Below are 14,810 nucleotides of genomic sequence, written 5' to 3'. Positions count from 1 at the left end.
AGTCGAAATTAAAATAAGAAACTAAACCAATATGAAACTTTCAACCTTAACCATCATCATTGCTGTTATTATTGCTGCAACTTCATGCACAAAAAAACCGAATTTTCAGCCAACTTCGATAACACCCACGACCGTGTGTGGGTGGGAAAAGATTTCTGGTCCATTCCGCTGGAAGACTGGAAAGTGGAAGAAGGTCAGCTTCACTGTGTGGGAACAGTTCCCCAGTCGAGGGTGAACCTGCTCACTCATGTGTTGTCGCCCGGAGAAGGTGAATTTCAGGCTTCTGCTAAAATAATGCTGGCTGAAAATGGCGACATTCCCGGTTCGGCCGGATTTTTAATTGGCTTGCACGATGAAGAAGATGCCGACGTGAAAGCCACTTGTTATTTTGGAGAAGGCATTAAAGCCGGAGTCAGCTTAAATGGCTATGCCTTTTTAAAAGATGAAAAAATTGAACTGCCGGAGAATTTTGTCTGGGACGAATTCACGATAACCATTAAAGGTTCAAATAATAAATTAACCATGAATTTGGTTGATTATAAAGGCTTTAAAACCGAACTTTCATGTCCGGTTGACGGAATTGAGGGTTTGATTGCTGTGGCCAACAATATGCAGTTAAGCGTGAATGAAAAGCCTGGAAACGCCCATTTTGCTTTTGACAATATAAAGCTGTCAGGCTCAAAAGTGATTGAAAAACCCGATAATGCATTTGGGCCGGTATTGTGGACCATGCATACCCTCAGCAAGGCAACCGTAAAAATGATGGCGCTGCTGCCACCTGTCGGAAAAGATGACAACCAGCAGGTCAGCCTTCAGCTAAATGAAAACGGAAACTGGAAAACCGTTGCCACAGAAAAGATTGAACCCGATTCGCGCACTGCAGTATTCAAACTGGAAAACTGGGATGCTTCCCAAGACACGGAATACCGGGTAGAATATATTGAAAAAGGTAAAGACGGAACCGAAATGCCCGACTATTATGAAGGGACAATTCGCAAAGACCCGGTGGATCGCCCCCTGAAATTTGGCGGCCTCACCTGCCAGTTCACATCGGGTTACCCTTACACGCCGCTGGTTGAAAACCTGACCCAACTGGAACCGGACATGCTCTATTTTTCGGGCGACCAGATTTACGAACCCAACGGCGGATATCAGATAAAACGCGAACCGGTGGAAGCTTCAATCTTAAGTTACCTCGGAAAATATTACATGTTTGGCTGGGCATTTGGCGATTTGATGCGAAACACGCCAACCATCTGCACACCCGACGACCACGATGTTTTTCACGGAAACCTCTGGGGCGAAGGCGGAATTGAAAAACCGGGCGGTGCCGGCAGTTCCGACACGCGCGGGTTTATGCAGTCGGTGGAAATGGTGAACGTGGTCAACCGCACGCAGTGCGGGCAATTACCCGATCCGTACAACCCTACCCCAATTGAGCAGGGAATGAGCGTGTGGTACACCGACCTCACTTACGGGAGGGTGAGTTTTGCTATCATCACCGACCGTATCTTTAAAACCGGTCCGGAAGCCGTTTCCGACTGGGAAGGCCGGCACGACCACATGAAAGAACCCCGCGAAGATTTGTCATTCCTGGACAAGCCGGGAGTTGAAATGATTGGCGAACGGCAATCCAAATTCCTGAACGACTGGGCAACCGACTGGCAAGGTGCCGACATGAAAGTGCTGCTCTCCCAAACGGTTTTTGCCAATGTAGCCACGCACCACGGCAGCCTGGAAAATTACCTTTACGGTGACCTCGACTCGGGGGGCTGGCCAAAATCGGGCCGCGACAAGGTTATCCGCCTGATGCGAAAAGCAGCTGCTTTCCATATCAACGGCGACCAACATCTTCCCACTTTGGTGCAATACGGACTGGATGAATACCGCGATGCCGGATGGAGTTTCAATACACCGGCAATCTGCAACTTCTATATGCGCTGGTTTTTACCCGATGAACTGGGCCTTCCGGTGGTTGACCGGCCCGAGCACGGGTATCCAAACACCGGGAAATACGAAGATGCTTTTGGTAACAAAAATTTTGTGTATGCTGTTGGAAATCCGGGCAAAATTACGGTTGACCGCGAAAGCCGCTACAACAATGCCCAAATCAGGTCTTCCGGTTTCGGATTTGTAACTTTCGACCAAAAAGAACGGACTATCGGTATTGATGCCTGGCGGTTCCTGGCCGATGTGGAAAATCCCAATCCGGTGCGCGACCAGTTCCCGGGGTGGCCAAAACAAATTTCACAGTTCGATAACCTGGGAATGGGCGCTGAAAATATTTTACCCGAAATTTCGGTGAACCAACCCAACCAGTTGATGGAAATCCGAAACGAAGAAACAGGTGAACTGGCGCAAATTTACCGTATTAAAGGCAAAACCGTTCAGCCCCAATTGCACGAAAGCGGAACGTTTACAGTCATTATTGGAGAAAACGATAATAAGCAGGAAACATCTGGTCTGAAAACTCAAAAAGGAGAAAATCCGGAGAAAGTTTTGGTGGAGCTTTAACACAAATATCTGCGAAAACCTGCGAGTTCTACGGGAAACAAAAGAAAGCTCCCGCGGATGGCGCAGATACCCGCAGAGAAAGACAAAATGGAAATAAAAATAACGGAATAAAATACCTTCTGCGAAAATCTGCGGGTTCTGCGGGAAACAAAAAAAATTTACCCCTGTTTTGCAAACTGCACTTCGGCGCTGATTTTCACCTCATCGCCAACCATTACACCACCAGCTTCGAGGGCGGCATTCCAGTTGAGGCCCCACTCTTTGCGGTTAATTTTTCCTTCCAGCGAAAATCCGGCTTTGTCATTTCCCCAGGGGTCCTTCATAATTCCACCATGCTCCACATTGAGCGTCACCTCTTTCGCAACGCCTTTAATGGTTAGCAAACCGGTCAGTTTATATTCGTCGTCGTCCACTTTTTCAACTTTAGTCGATTGGAAAGTCAGCTCCTTGTGATTTTCCACATCGAAGAAATCGGCGCTTTTCAGGTGATTGTCACGGTCATCGTTATTGGTAAAAACCGAAGCTGCATCGATGGTTAAATTCACCTCAGCCGAGCTGAAATCGTTTCCTGCTGAAACCGCTTCTGCTGAAAATTTCCGGAACTCACCTTTCACATTCGTAATCATCAGGTGTCTCACTTTAAAAAGAATCTCGCTGTGTGCCGGATCCAGTACCCATTTAGTTTTTCCTTGTGTTTCCATTTTTATCTTGATTAATAAGTTTTCTGACCTATTAAACAGTTTTCATTGTGCATGGTTCAACTTTATTCTTCAAGGAAACTTAAATAAGGACCTTTTCGTTTGTGTCTATTTTGTAAATTGCCGACTTAACAGAAAAGCAAATCGAAAGTCATTCAAATTCAAACAAAATGGAAAAGAAATCGATAACGATACAGGAATTTGATAAACTTTTTGAAGAAGAAAAGGATATCACAGAATTTTTGGATTTAAAAACAGCTAAAAGGAAAGAACTGGAAACAAGACGTGTAAGCGTGGATTTTCCCAAATGGATGATTCAAAAGCTGGATCAGCAGGCGATGAAATTAGGTGTAACACGGCAATCCATTATCAAATTCTGGATTTCTGAAAAATTGAAATCAGCTTAGATACAATTCCTACCTGTTTAAATCAATAAAACTGACTATGACTTCTAATTCATTTATTTTACTACTCAGTATTTTACTTCTGACAACTACGGTTTCATGCGAAAGCAGCCAATCTCAAGAACAAAAACAGCCCAATTTCATTGTCATTTTTGCCGACGACCTTGGTTACGGTGATTTGGGCATTTTCGGGCATCCCACCATTAAAACACCCAGCCTCGACAGGATGGCCGTGGAAGGCCAAAAATGGACCAACTTTTATGTGGCTGCACCTGTTTGCACGCCAAGCCGTGCCGGGTTACTCACCGGCAGACTGCCCATTCGCTCGGGCATGTGCAGCGACAAGCGTCGGGTTTTATTCCCCGATTCCAACGGCGGGCTGCCACAAAGCGAAATCACCATAGCCCGGGCTTTAAAGGGAAACGGCTACCAAACAGCTGCCATTGGTAAATGGCATTTGGGCCATAAATCGCCTCACCTGCCTACCGACCACGGTTTCGACAGCTACTTTGGCATCCCTTACTCCAACGATATGGATAAAGTGGAAAGTACTAATCATTTCACGCTGGCTGAAAATGAACGCTACCAGGCCTACAATGTCCCGCTAATGCGCGATACCGAAATCATTGAACGGCCGGCCGACCAGCGCACCATTACCAAAAGATACACCGAAGAAGCGGTGTCAAAAATAAAAAGCATGAAAGACGAACCCTTTTTTATTTATCTGGCACATTCGCTTCCGCACATTCCGTTATTCCGGTCCGAAGAGTTTAAGAATGCTTCGCTGGCCGGTTTTACGGCGATGTAATCGAAGAAATCGACTGGTCGGTGGGGCAAATTCTGAAAACGCTGGAAGAAGAAGGATTGGATAAAAACACGTTGGTGGTTTTTACTTCCGACAACGGCCCATGGCACACCTTTAAAACCCATGGTGGAACAGCCGGATTACTGCGTGGTGCAAAAGGCGGAACCTTTGAAGGGGGAATGCGCGAACCTACCGTTTTCAGGTGGCCGGGAAAAATACAACAAGGTGTGGTGATGGACATGGCGACCACCATGGATTTGTTGCCCACATTCTGCAACCTTTCCGGAACCAAACTTCCCGACGACCGCGTTTACGATGGATACGACATTTCCCCGCTGGTTCTCGGAACGGGAAAAAGCGAACGGAATGTAGTGTTCTATTATCGTGGCGAGCAGGTTTATGCTGTTAGAAAAGGCGATTACAAAGCGCACTTTATCACGCAAAACGAATATGGTAGCCAGACGGCCCACCCGATTACCAATCCGCCAACAGAAATAACCAATTCGCCAACTGTTCACGAAACACCTTTACTTTACAATGTGAATGTCGATCCTTCAGAAAAATTCAACATTGCCGATGAGCATCCTGAAGTGATTGTTGAAATCAGAAATGTACTGGAAAAACATATGGCGGGAATTGAACCGGTGGAAAATCAGTTGGAAAAATAGCTTTAATGATAAAAAATGGAATTGAAAATTTTAGAAAAAGGGATTTAATCAATAAAAAAGATAATTTTATTTCTCTGACTCATGAGCAAATTGAGATGCTTGAAATGAGTGAACAAGATATTGAATTTGGAAAATTAGTTACAGAACAAGAGCTGGAGAAAACGGATAAAAAATGGTTAAAATAAAGTTACTCATCCTTTTGACTTGTATAATAACCATTACAAGTAGCTGCAATAATTCTGAAAAAAATGCGCCCCCCAATGTCATTCTTATTCTCACCGACGACCAGGGTTGGGGCGATTTGAGTATTTCGGGGAACACTAACCTTGAAACACCCAACATTGATCGGCTGGCAGAAACCGGAGTTACTTTCGATCGGTTTTATGTGAGTCCGGTTTGTTCGCCCACCCGTGCCGAATTGCTTACAGGAAGGTATCATCCGCGTGGAGGCGTTTACAGTACTTCTGCAGGAGGCGAGCGGCTCGATTTGGATGAAACCACAATGGCAGACATTTTCAAGACAGCAGGTTACGCAACCGCCGCCTACGGAAAATGGCACAACGGAATGCAACCTCCGTACCATCCCAATGCACGCGGATTCGACGATTTTTACGGATTCTGCTCTGGCCACTGGGGAAACTATTTCAGCCCCATGCTGGAACACAATGGCGAAATTGTAAAAGGAAACGGATTTGTAGTGGACGACTTCACCGAGCGGGGCATGGAGTTCATCGAGAAAAACAAAAACCGGCCATTTTTTCTCTACCTGCCGTACAATACACCGCACAGCCCTATGCAGGTGCCCTACAGGTGGTGGAATAAATTTGAAAACAAAGAACTGGAAATGCTTCACCACGAACCAGAAACAGAAGATATTGTTTTTACCCGCGCAGCCCTTGCCATGTGCGAAAACATTGACTGGAACGTGGGCAGGATTGTGGAAAAAGTGGACGAACTAGGGCTGGCTGAAAATACCATCATTATTTACCTTTCGGACAACGGCCCGAACAGCTGGCGATGGAACGCCGGGATGAAAGGCAGAAAAGGTTCGACCGACGAGGGCGGAGTCCGGTCGCCAATGTTTATGAAATGGGAAGGTGTTTTACCAAGTGGCAAAAAGATAGACAAAATTGCAGGTTCCATCGACCTGCTGCCCACCCTGGCCGATTTAGCAGGAATCAATTTTCAACCCGAAAAAACACTGGATGGAATAAGTCTGAAGCCATTGCTAACAGAAGGTAAGCCTGAATGGAAAGAAAGGCTTTTATTCAGTCACTGGTCAGGAAGAACCAGTGTACGCAGCCAACAGTTCAGGCTCGATAACGAAGGGAAATTATTTGATATGGAAAGCGATCCCGGACAATATGAGGATGTTTCCGACAAATTTTCTGAAATTTCAACCCAACTTTTACAGGCAAAAAGAAATTGGGAATCTGAAGTTTTAAGTGAATTACCCGAGACCGATGACCGTACATTTACTATCGGGCATCCGGATTTCCCCTTTACCCAAATCCCCGCCCGTGACGGAATTGCCCATGGAAATATTCAGCGTTCGAATCGGTTTCCGAACGATTCCTTTTTTACCAACTGGAAAAGCACCGATGACAGTATTACCTGGGAAGCTGAAGTTCTTTCGGGCGGTTCTTTCGAAGTAGAAATTTATTACACCTGTCCATCGAAGGATGCGGGCTCCACCATTGAACTAAGTTATGCAGGAGAAAAACTAACCGGTAAAATTTACGAGCCCCATAATCCGCCTTTGCTGGGGATGGAACACGACAGGGTGAAACGGATGGAATCATATGTAAAAAATTTCAAGCCAATGAAAATGGGAACGATTCACCTGAAAAAAGGAAGAGGTGTTTTAACGCTGAAAGCAAAGGAAATCCCGGGCAAAGAAGCAATGGATTTCAGATTGATTATGCTAAAAAGATTGTAAAATACGTTCAAAGAAAAGTCAACCTAAAAAAATTCCCTTTTCTCTGCAATTGGATACCTGTGTGTAAACTTCACCAATAAATAGATCTTAGCTCACAACAAACCCTCTGCTCAAATCCCATTCAATCAAGCAATTACAAAAATTAAATGTCCTTACAAACATAAACTATAAAAATAAATCTATTAAAACCATTTGAGGTTAATAAAAAAAAACATAAACTTGCAGGTATTAAATAACAATTGTTATAAATAATGCCCTTTGTGAATTTATTTTTTAAAGATATAGTAGATATAAGTAATGAAGGCAGACAACATGCTCAAAAGAGAAAAATTGTCTCAATACTTAATAAAGCTGAGCAAGCTTTAACTATCCCTGAATTATGCAAAAAAGTTAGATTAAGTGTTCCAACAGGTACAAGGCTTATTAATGAACTTATTGAACAGAAAGTAATTGTTGATTCAGGAAAAAAAGAAACAGGAAATGGAAGACGTCCTTCCTTGTATAAGATGGATAAAAACTATGCTTATTCAATCGGAGTAATAATTTTATTAAAAGGACTTTCAATATCAGTTTACAATCTTGCAATGGAAGAAGTCTATTCTGATGAAATTGAGGATTTTATATTAAAGAATAATCTTGAGTGTCTGGAAACGGTTTCCTCCCATATAAAAAAATCAATTCAGCAGTCCGGGATTAAAAAAAACAAAATTTTGGGTATGGGTGTTGGTATTACTGGCCGAATAAGTTCTAAAACCGGAACATCATATAACTATTTTAATTTTTTAGAAAGCTCTCTGGTCGAATACTTTGAAAAAAGTTTCCAGTTTCCTGCTTATCTTGATAACGACACACATTTAATTGGACTCGCTGAACAGGTTTTTGGGAAAGCCCGAAATGTAAGAAATGCTTTTGTGGTTAACTTAAGTCAGGGATTAGGACTGGCGATGATCACAAACAGAGAAATTGTAACAGGGGATGATGGATTTGCCGGCGAATTTGGGCACATGCAAATTGTGGGATCTAACAAATTATGCTTATGTGGAAAACGAGGATGTTTGGAGACAGTAGTTTCCGGCCATGCATTAGAAGAAGACTTTAAAGAACATATTGAGGCAGGCGAAACTTCATTATTGACACTAAACAAAAAAAATAAAGAAGTGAGCTTTAAAAAAATTTTAAAAGCTGCCCGGGAAGGTGATGCTTTATCCATTTCACTAACCCATAATATTGGTTTTAAGCTTGGAAACGCGCTGGGCAATATAATAAACCTGTTAAATCCGGGGGTAATCATTATAGGTGGAAAATTTGCTCCTGCAAAGAATATTTTGTTTGATTCAATCAAATCGGGGATGATACATACATCTCTTTCTTTGCTTCTTCAGTCTTGCGAACTTACTTTTAGTTCAGTAGGGACTGATGCTGCCATAAAAGGAGCAGGAGCCCTGGTGTTAAGAAGAAAAAATCTCATATAGTAGAATAGAAACAATATTAATTTAAACCTAAGAATATGAAAAAAAATAAAATTGCAAAGTAATAAGAAAGCCTGCCTCATGGCTCCTGTAAGCTCATGGGCAGGCCTCAATAAATATAATTGCAATACAAATTTACTTTTAAAGATGATATAATTCATCTTTTTCCTAAAAAAGTTTCATCTGATAATTTCCGGAAATTTTTGCTTTCCCGAAATGGAAGTAAATTAAGAATAATCTGAGATAAATCAATTTTAGTTTGAATTTAAAATTTTATACAATGAGAAGCCTTTTGAAAGTGTCCATTTCATTTATTTTGTGGGGTACTTTTATGTTAAGCACGGTGGCATGTTCTTACGGAAACAAGCTGAACGGCGATGATAATGATTTAGTTTTTAAAGAAGAACCTTCAGTACGGGAATTGAATTATTATCACGAGGTTCCGAATGACCTGGTACTTATTTATGATGGCGGGGCACATCGTAACATTAAGTGGAATAAAGATCATTTTGCTCCCTATGCTTTTGGGGAGACAAACGGGGGAAAAAAATGGTTGTTTGACGGATTCCTTTTTTTGGAAATTCATAACGGACAGGGCCGTGGTTTTGCCTCAGGCTACCAGGCTTTAGCTGCACGTAAAGTAGAGTGGAAACATTTGCTTGAAAACTATTTTGCAAAAGGAAATGCCATACATGCACTGAACGAACAACTTGGTGATATCAGGGAAAGTGGCCGAATACAGGGAGAATACAAAAAAAGAAAGATTGTAATTAGTATTCCCGAACCCATTCCAAATCAAACCGATTGGGGGCAATTGGACGGTCGGTCTCTTCAGTTTTTTAATAAAAAGGACCGGCTTGATGCCTGTAAGTGGTATATCGATTACGCTGAAGAGCTCTTTCGAAATGCCAATTTTGAACATATTGAACTGGTCGGATTTTACTGGCTTGCTGAAGAAGCTTCGAACAGCAGAAATCTTGCTGCTGATGTTGCCGATTACCTCTATGAAAAAAAGTATGACTTTTATTGGATTCCCTATTTCAACTCCGATGGCTATTCTGAATGGAAAAATTTAGGGTTTAATGTACCCTACTATCAGCCCAACTATTTTTTTAATGAGAATATTCCTTATTCCCGCTTGCAGGAAGCTTTTGACAGAGCGGACAAGTTCCAGATGAATATGGAAATTGAATTTGATGACAGAGTGTTGAAAAATAATAAGGAATGGGGATACCGATTGACTGATTATTTAGATGTTTATGAAAATAACGGAGTTTTCGATTCCATGAAAGTAGCCTATTATCAGGGAGGAGATGCTTTTTATAAATTATCTCAATCAGAAGAAGACGCTGACCAAGCATTATATCGCCGGCTCATAAATCTTATTACCCGAAAAGTGGAAAAAAAATAATCAATGGTCAATTTTCCGAAAAAAAAAGGAGAAAATTCAATAAACCAGAAACTATATTAATTTTTAAATCAAAAAAGTAAATAAATGAAATGTAAAAAACGATTTTTTATGTGGAACTGCAGATTTATACGAAATCTGTTTTTAGTACTACTGCTTTTCTCGACAAATGTCGTGTTTGCACAAGTCAATGTAAGGGGAAAAGTTGTCGATTCGACTGGAGAAACACTAATTGGAGTAAATGTAGTGGTGAAAGATACTCATCAGGGAACCATTACAGATGTGAACGGTGAATTTTCTCTTTCTGTACCAGGCACTGATGCCACGCTGGTTTTTTCCTATGTGGGTTATTCAGGACAAGAGGTTGCCCTGGGTGGCAGAACATATCTGGATGTTACCATGGAGGAGGACACAGAAGAGCTTGACGAAGTTATTGTGGTAGGTTATGGAACTCAGAAAAAAGTGAGTGTTACAGGTTCTGTAGCACAGATAGAAAGTAAAGAACTGCTGCAGGCTCCCTCAGGCAATATCACTTCTGCACTTGGGGGAAAATTACCTGGCCTGACTACCCTGCAAACTTCAGGACAACCGGGGGCTGACGGTTCCTCCATACGTGTGCGGGGGCTTTCTACTTTGGGAAATAGTTCAGCCACTTTGATTGTGGACGGTGTACAACGGAGTTTTGCACAGCTGGACCCAAACGACATCGATAAAATATCTATTTTGAAAGATGCTTCTGCGGCAGCAGTTTATGGTGTTCAGGGGGCAGGTGGTGTAATTTTGGTTACTACAAAACGTGGGACTTTACAAGAGCCAAAAATTACCTACACAGGGAAAGTTGCATACAATCAAAATACACTTTTTCCTGAATTCCTCGATGGACCGGATTTTATAAAATGGTATAACAAGGCTCTTGAAATGGACGGAAAAGAACCGATCTTCACCCAGAGTCTTTATGAAAAAGCTTTAAATGGCGATCCGGAAGGAAAAATTCAAAATACCAATTGGTTTGATGAAATCATGAAGCCGGGTTCCTTCTCAACACATCACAATATAAATGTAAATGGAGGAAATGAATTTGTAAAATACTTCTTGTCGGCAGGTTATCTATCACAAGATGGGATTATTGATAACTTTGATTTCCAGCGCTACAATGTACGCTCCAATATCGATGTGAATCTGAATCATGGATTTCGGTTGGAGTTGGATATGGCCGCACGTCAGGAAGATCGTAAATCGGGATATTTCGGTGTGTCAAATCAGGCATGGAACAACCCGATTACTTTGGCATCAAAAGTATTTCCATTTTTGCCTACTACATACGATGGTTTACCTACGGTAGGGCATTTTAATAAGAATAACACTCTTAACCCGTTGGTATATAACAATGTAGGCTACAATAATTCGGTTTTGAATATTCTTCAGACCTCTGCAAAATTTGCATGGGAACTCCCCTGGGTTGAAGGACTTGAGCTGGGTATTAAAATGAGTTACGATAAAGACTATACCACACGACGGGCATGGGCAGCTCCCGAAATGGTGAACAGTTATGACATAGCTACCAATACCTATTCGGAAGTATTGACCAATTTGTCAGTAACAGCAAACAACGTGGAAGCATTTACTCATGCAAACAGTCAATTCTACCGGAAAACTTTACAACCATCAATCAACTATGCAAACACGTTTGGCAAACATGATTTTGCAGGATTATTTCTCTTTGAGGAAGCTGTACAGGAAGGGGAGAATCTTGGTGCAGTGGCCATCGATTATGATGTAACTACCTTGCATGAACTGGATATGGGGAATGACATCAAGGATAATAATGGAAGGCCCAATGCGTGGGGGAATAGCAGTATTTTCAGACGCGCCGGTTTTGTAGGTAGATTTAATTATGCCTACGACTACAAATACCTGGTTGAATTGGCAGCTCGCTATGATGGATCTTCCCGTTTCCCCCCACAGAACCGTTGGGGATTCTTTCCCGCTGCATCGGTCGGATGGAGAATATCCGAGGAGCCTTTCTTTAGTAATTTGAAGGATAAGATTGCAAACCTGAAGTTGCGTGCTTCTGCCGGAGTCCTTGGTAATGACCTTAATGTGGGGCAGTTTGCTTATCTGAATATGATGAGAAGAAATCCGGCAACTATCTATATTGGTGACAAAGAATACATTTCTGTATATACAGCAGGAGAGGTGAACCGGGATATCACCTGGGAAAAAACCGCTACCTACAATGTGGGGTTCGAGATGATGTTGGACAAGGGCATCTTCGGAATGGAATTTGACTATTTCTATAAGCATACCCGCGACATCTTAATCGGCGGAGGTAGTCTTTTCCCACCATCGCTGGGTGGTAATTACCCCGGGACAGTTAATGGAGGTGAAGTGGAAAACCGCGGATTGGAATTGGTATTGACACATAACAATAAAATAGGTGAAGTATCCTATAATATAAAAGGGAATTTGGGATGGTCACGGAATAAAATTCTGAAGATGAATGAAAGTCCGAATACACCAGCTTATCAAAAACGCACCGGAAGAAAAATGGGTGAAAAAATGGGATTTATTGCCGAAGGTCTTTTCCAGTCGGAAGAGCAGATTATGAATACACCAACGCTCAGTCACCTTCAAAAAATAAGTCAAATCCGTCCCGGAGATATTTTGTATAAAGATTTGAACGGTGATGGAAAGATCGAGAGTGCTCAGGATTATACATTTCTTGGAAACAGCAGTTTCCCAGAATTGATGTATGGTATGAATCTGGGAGCTTCGTGGAAGAATTTTGATGGATCAATCTTTTTCCAGGGTGCAGCAATCCGCGATATGTTTTTGAGCGGTGTTTATGCAAATGGTGCAGTAGATGCTACCATATACACCCGTCCCTTCCATGGAAACGGTAATTCGCCCCGATTCCTGATTGAAGACAGCTGGACTCCGGAAAACCCGGACGCAGAGTTTGCCCGTCTGACTACAGTGGCAGCCGAAGTGGGCAATGCTAACGGATGGGCTTCTTCCTGGTGGATGCGTAATGCTGGTTATCTTAGATTAAAAAATGCTCAGATCGGATATACCGTAAACAGCAACTACTTAAAAGCAGCCGGGATTGATGTGGTCAGGTTAAGTTTCACAGGATCCAATCTTCTCACATGGTCAGGTTTGAATAAGTATGGCATCGACCCGGAAGCGCCTGAAATCAGCAACGGATATTATCCACAACAACGTACTTATGAGTTTGGTGTAAGTGTAACATTTTAAAACGAAATAACAATGAAAATAAGTAAAATCAAGTATCAGTTACTTTTTCTGGTCTCTTTTCTTCTGTTAGGTGCCTGTAGTGAGGATTATCTCAATCCGGAACCTCGCACGGTTTACACAGAAGCAGAGATATGGAAAACAATGGAGAATACCTATTTGTATATCAATGGTTTATATAAGCCTATATACGAATACGGCCCTTATGGCAAAAAATACGCAGGAGTAGCGTTGAACGATGGGTTTAGCGATATCGTAAAATATAATCAACATGTTATGGGAGCTAACGGAGGTGATGTAAATAAAACAATCCTCAGTTCAATTATTAGTCCCAATAATCCGGTTCTTTCCGATTATTCCTATGAATATAACCGGATTCGAAGGATTAATGAATTTTTATTTGGGTTGGAGAATTATGCCACCTATGACGAAGCGGATAAAATACTAATGGAAGCCCAGGCAAGGTTTTTTAGAGGATTTCTGCATTTTATGCTGGTAAGAAGCCACGGTGGAATAATCATCAGAGACTATATCGATGGACCAAACGAGGCATTCAAAGCAAGAAGTACCGAGAGTGAATGCTATGACTTTATCATAAAGGAAATGGATTTTGCTGCTGCTAATCTTCCACGTAAATGGGACAATGCCGATTTAGGCCGTCTGACAAGGGGTGGAGTATTAGGTTATAAATCGAGAGTAATGCTTTATGCAGAAAGGTGGCAGGATGCGGTTGATGCCGCAGAAGAAGTGATAAAAGAAGAAGGCGATTTATACCAGCTTGAGTCGGATTATGATAAAGTTTTTAAAACAAAAGATAGCAAAGAGGGAGTTCTGAGTTATCGTTTTGGAGGTACCTTAGGGCATGGTTTCCATAAATTGTACAGTCCAAAGGGAGATAAGAGCGAAGGCATTATTGGCATTGCCGGACCAACACTTGAAATGGTAGATTCTTACCGGATGGCAGATGGCAGTGAATTCGACTGGAATAATCCGGAGCATGCTGCCAATCCTTATGCAAACAGGGAACCCCGGTTTTATGCTTCTGTACTCTATAATGGCGCATCATGGAAAGGTCGCACGATTGAGACTTTTGTTGGCGGCACAGATGGCTTTGAACAATATGGTTCACAGCAAAGTGGCGGAGGAACTACTACAGGTTATTATATCAGGAAAATGATTGATGAAGATGCCCCGATGGATGGAGTAAGCGCTCAAACCTGGTACGAAGTAAGGTACGCGGAAGTGTTGCTGAATCATGCAGAGGCACTCAACGAATTGGGAAGAGGAGCCGAAGCTCTGGTGTCTCTCAATAAAGTACGGGAAAGAGCTAAACTGCCGAAAATAACCGTCACAGACAAAGAAGCTTTGCGTGAAATCATCAGGGAAGAACGCAAGGTTGAACTGGCTTTTGAAGGTCATCGCCTTTGGGATTTGCGTCGTTGGAGAATTGCTGTAGATGTGCTTGACGGTAAAAGAATGCATGGAACCAAGATTACAAAAGATGGCGATTCATTCATCTTTGAAACGGTAGAGTGTGACGATCAAAACCGGGTGTTTAAAGAAAGCTATTATAAATTACCTGTGCCTCAAAGTGAGATAAATAACAATCCTTTGTGCATACAAACACCGTTATGGTAAAAAATTGAAAAG

11 protein-coding genes are annotated in these 14,810 nt (G+C 42.1%); 10 read left to right on the top strand and 1 reads right to left on the bottom strand.

The annotated features are described in order from the left end of the window. Nucleotides 1–84: 84 nt before the first annotated feature. Nucleotides 85–2,514 carry an alkaline phosphatase D family protein gene (locus tag BUC07_RS05330; RefSeq protein ID WP_073166711.1) on the top strand — a complete coding sequence of 810 codons (2,430 nt, stop codon included), beginning with the start codon at nt 85–87 and terminating at the stop codon, nt 2,512–2,514. A gap of 158 nt (nt 2,515–2,672) precedes the next feature. Here BUC07_RS05330 and BUC07_RS05325 read toward each other — a convergent pair whose 3' ends face one another. After that, complete coding sequence (locus tag BUC07_RS05325; RefSeq protein ID WP_073166708.1) at nt 2,673–3,215, bottom strand: YceI family protein; 543 nt, start codon at nt 3,213–3,215, stop codon at nt 2,673–2,675. A 167-nt stretch (nt 3,216–3,382) separates the two neighbouring features. Between BUC07_RS05325 and brnA the strand changes: the two genes are divergently transcribed. The 9 genes from brnA to BUC07_RS05285 all read left to right on the top strand — a co-directional run bounded on the left by brnA (nt 3,383) and on the right by BUC07_RS05285 (nt 14,798). Then, the gene (brnA, locus tag BUC07_RS05320; protein WP_073166705.1) at nt 3,383–3,619 is read left to right on the top strand and encodes a type II toxin-antitoxin system BrnA family antitoxin; all 237 of its coding nucleotides are present in this window, start codon (nt 3,383–3,385) and stop codon (nt 3,617–3,619) included. A gap of 37 nt (nt 3,620–3,656) precedes the next feature. Continuing rightward, complete coding sequence (locus BUC07_RS21105; protein WP_217652651.1) at nt 3,657–4,424, top strand: sulfatase-like hydrolase/transferase; 768 nt, start codon at nt 3,657–3,659, stop codon at nt 4,422–4,424. 20 nt (nt 4,425–4,444) lie between these two features. Beyond that, nucleotides 4,445–5,089, top strand: a complete 645-nt coding sequence (locus BUC07_RS21430; RefSeq protein ID WP_217652650.1) for a sulfatase-like hydrolase/transferase — start codon at nt 4,445–4,447, stop codon at nt 5,087–5,089. A gap of 5 nt (nt 5,090–5,094) precedes the next feature. Continuing rightward, a complete protein-coding gene (locus BUC07_RS05310) occupies nt 5,095–5,274 on the top strand; it encodes a hypothetical protein (RefSeq protein ID WP_073166702.1) in 180 nt (59 codons plus the stop codon). Beyond that, nucleotides 5,262–7,028, top strand: a complete 1,767-nt coding sequence (locus BUC07_RS05305; protein WP_139279483.1) for an arylsulfatase — start codon at nt 5,262–5,264, stop codon at nt 7,026–7,028. The genes BUC07_RS05310 and BUC07_RS05305 overlap by 13 nt, the downstream gene beginning before the upstream one ends. A 260-nt stretch (nt 7,029–7,288) precedes the next feature. After that, a complete protein-coding gene (locus tag BUC07_RS05300) occupies nt 7,289–8,500 on the top strand; it encodes an ROK family protein (protein WP_175552468.1) in 1,212 nt (403 codons plus the stop codon). A gap of 277 nt (nt 8,501–8,777) precedes the next feature. Continuing rightward, a complete protein-coding gene (locus BUC07_RS05295) occupies nt 8,778–9,908 on the top strand; it encodes a DUF4855 domain-containing protein (RefSeq protein WP_073166695.1) in 1,131 nt (376 codons plus the stop codon). A 108-nt stretch (nt 9,909–10,016) separates the two neighbouring features. Next, complete coding sequence (locus BUC07_RS05290) at nt 10,017–13,163, top strand: SusC/RagA family TonB-linked outer membrane protein (RefSeq protein ID WP_139279482.1); 3,147 nt, start codon at nt 10,017–10,019, stop codon at nt 13,161–13,163. A 12-nt stretch (nt 13,164–13,175) separates the two neighbouring features. Next, complete coding sequence (locus BUC07_RS05285) at nt 13,176–14,798, top strand: RagB/SusD family nutrient uptake outer membrane protein (RefSeq protein WP_073166689.1); 1,623 nt, start codon at nt 13,176–13,178, stop codon at nt 14,796–14,798. The last annotated feature ends 12 nt before the right edge of the window (nt 14,799–14,810 follow it).

The sequence above is a fragment of the Tangfeifania diversioriginum genome (genome assembly GCF_900141875.1).
In the GTDB taxonomy this organism is placed as follows: domain Bacteria; phylum Bacteroidota; class Bacteroidia; order Bacteroidales; family Prolixibacteraceae; genus Tangfeifania; species Tangfeifania diversioriginum.
The sequence above is the reverse complement of the archived record's forward strand: the minus strand, read 5'-3'. Positions and strand labels throughout refer to the sequence as shown.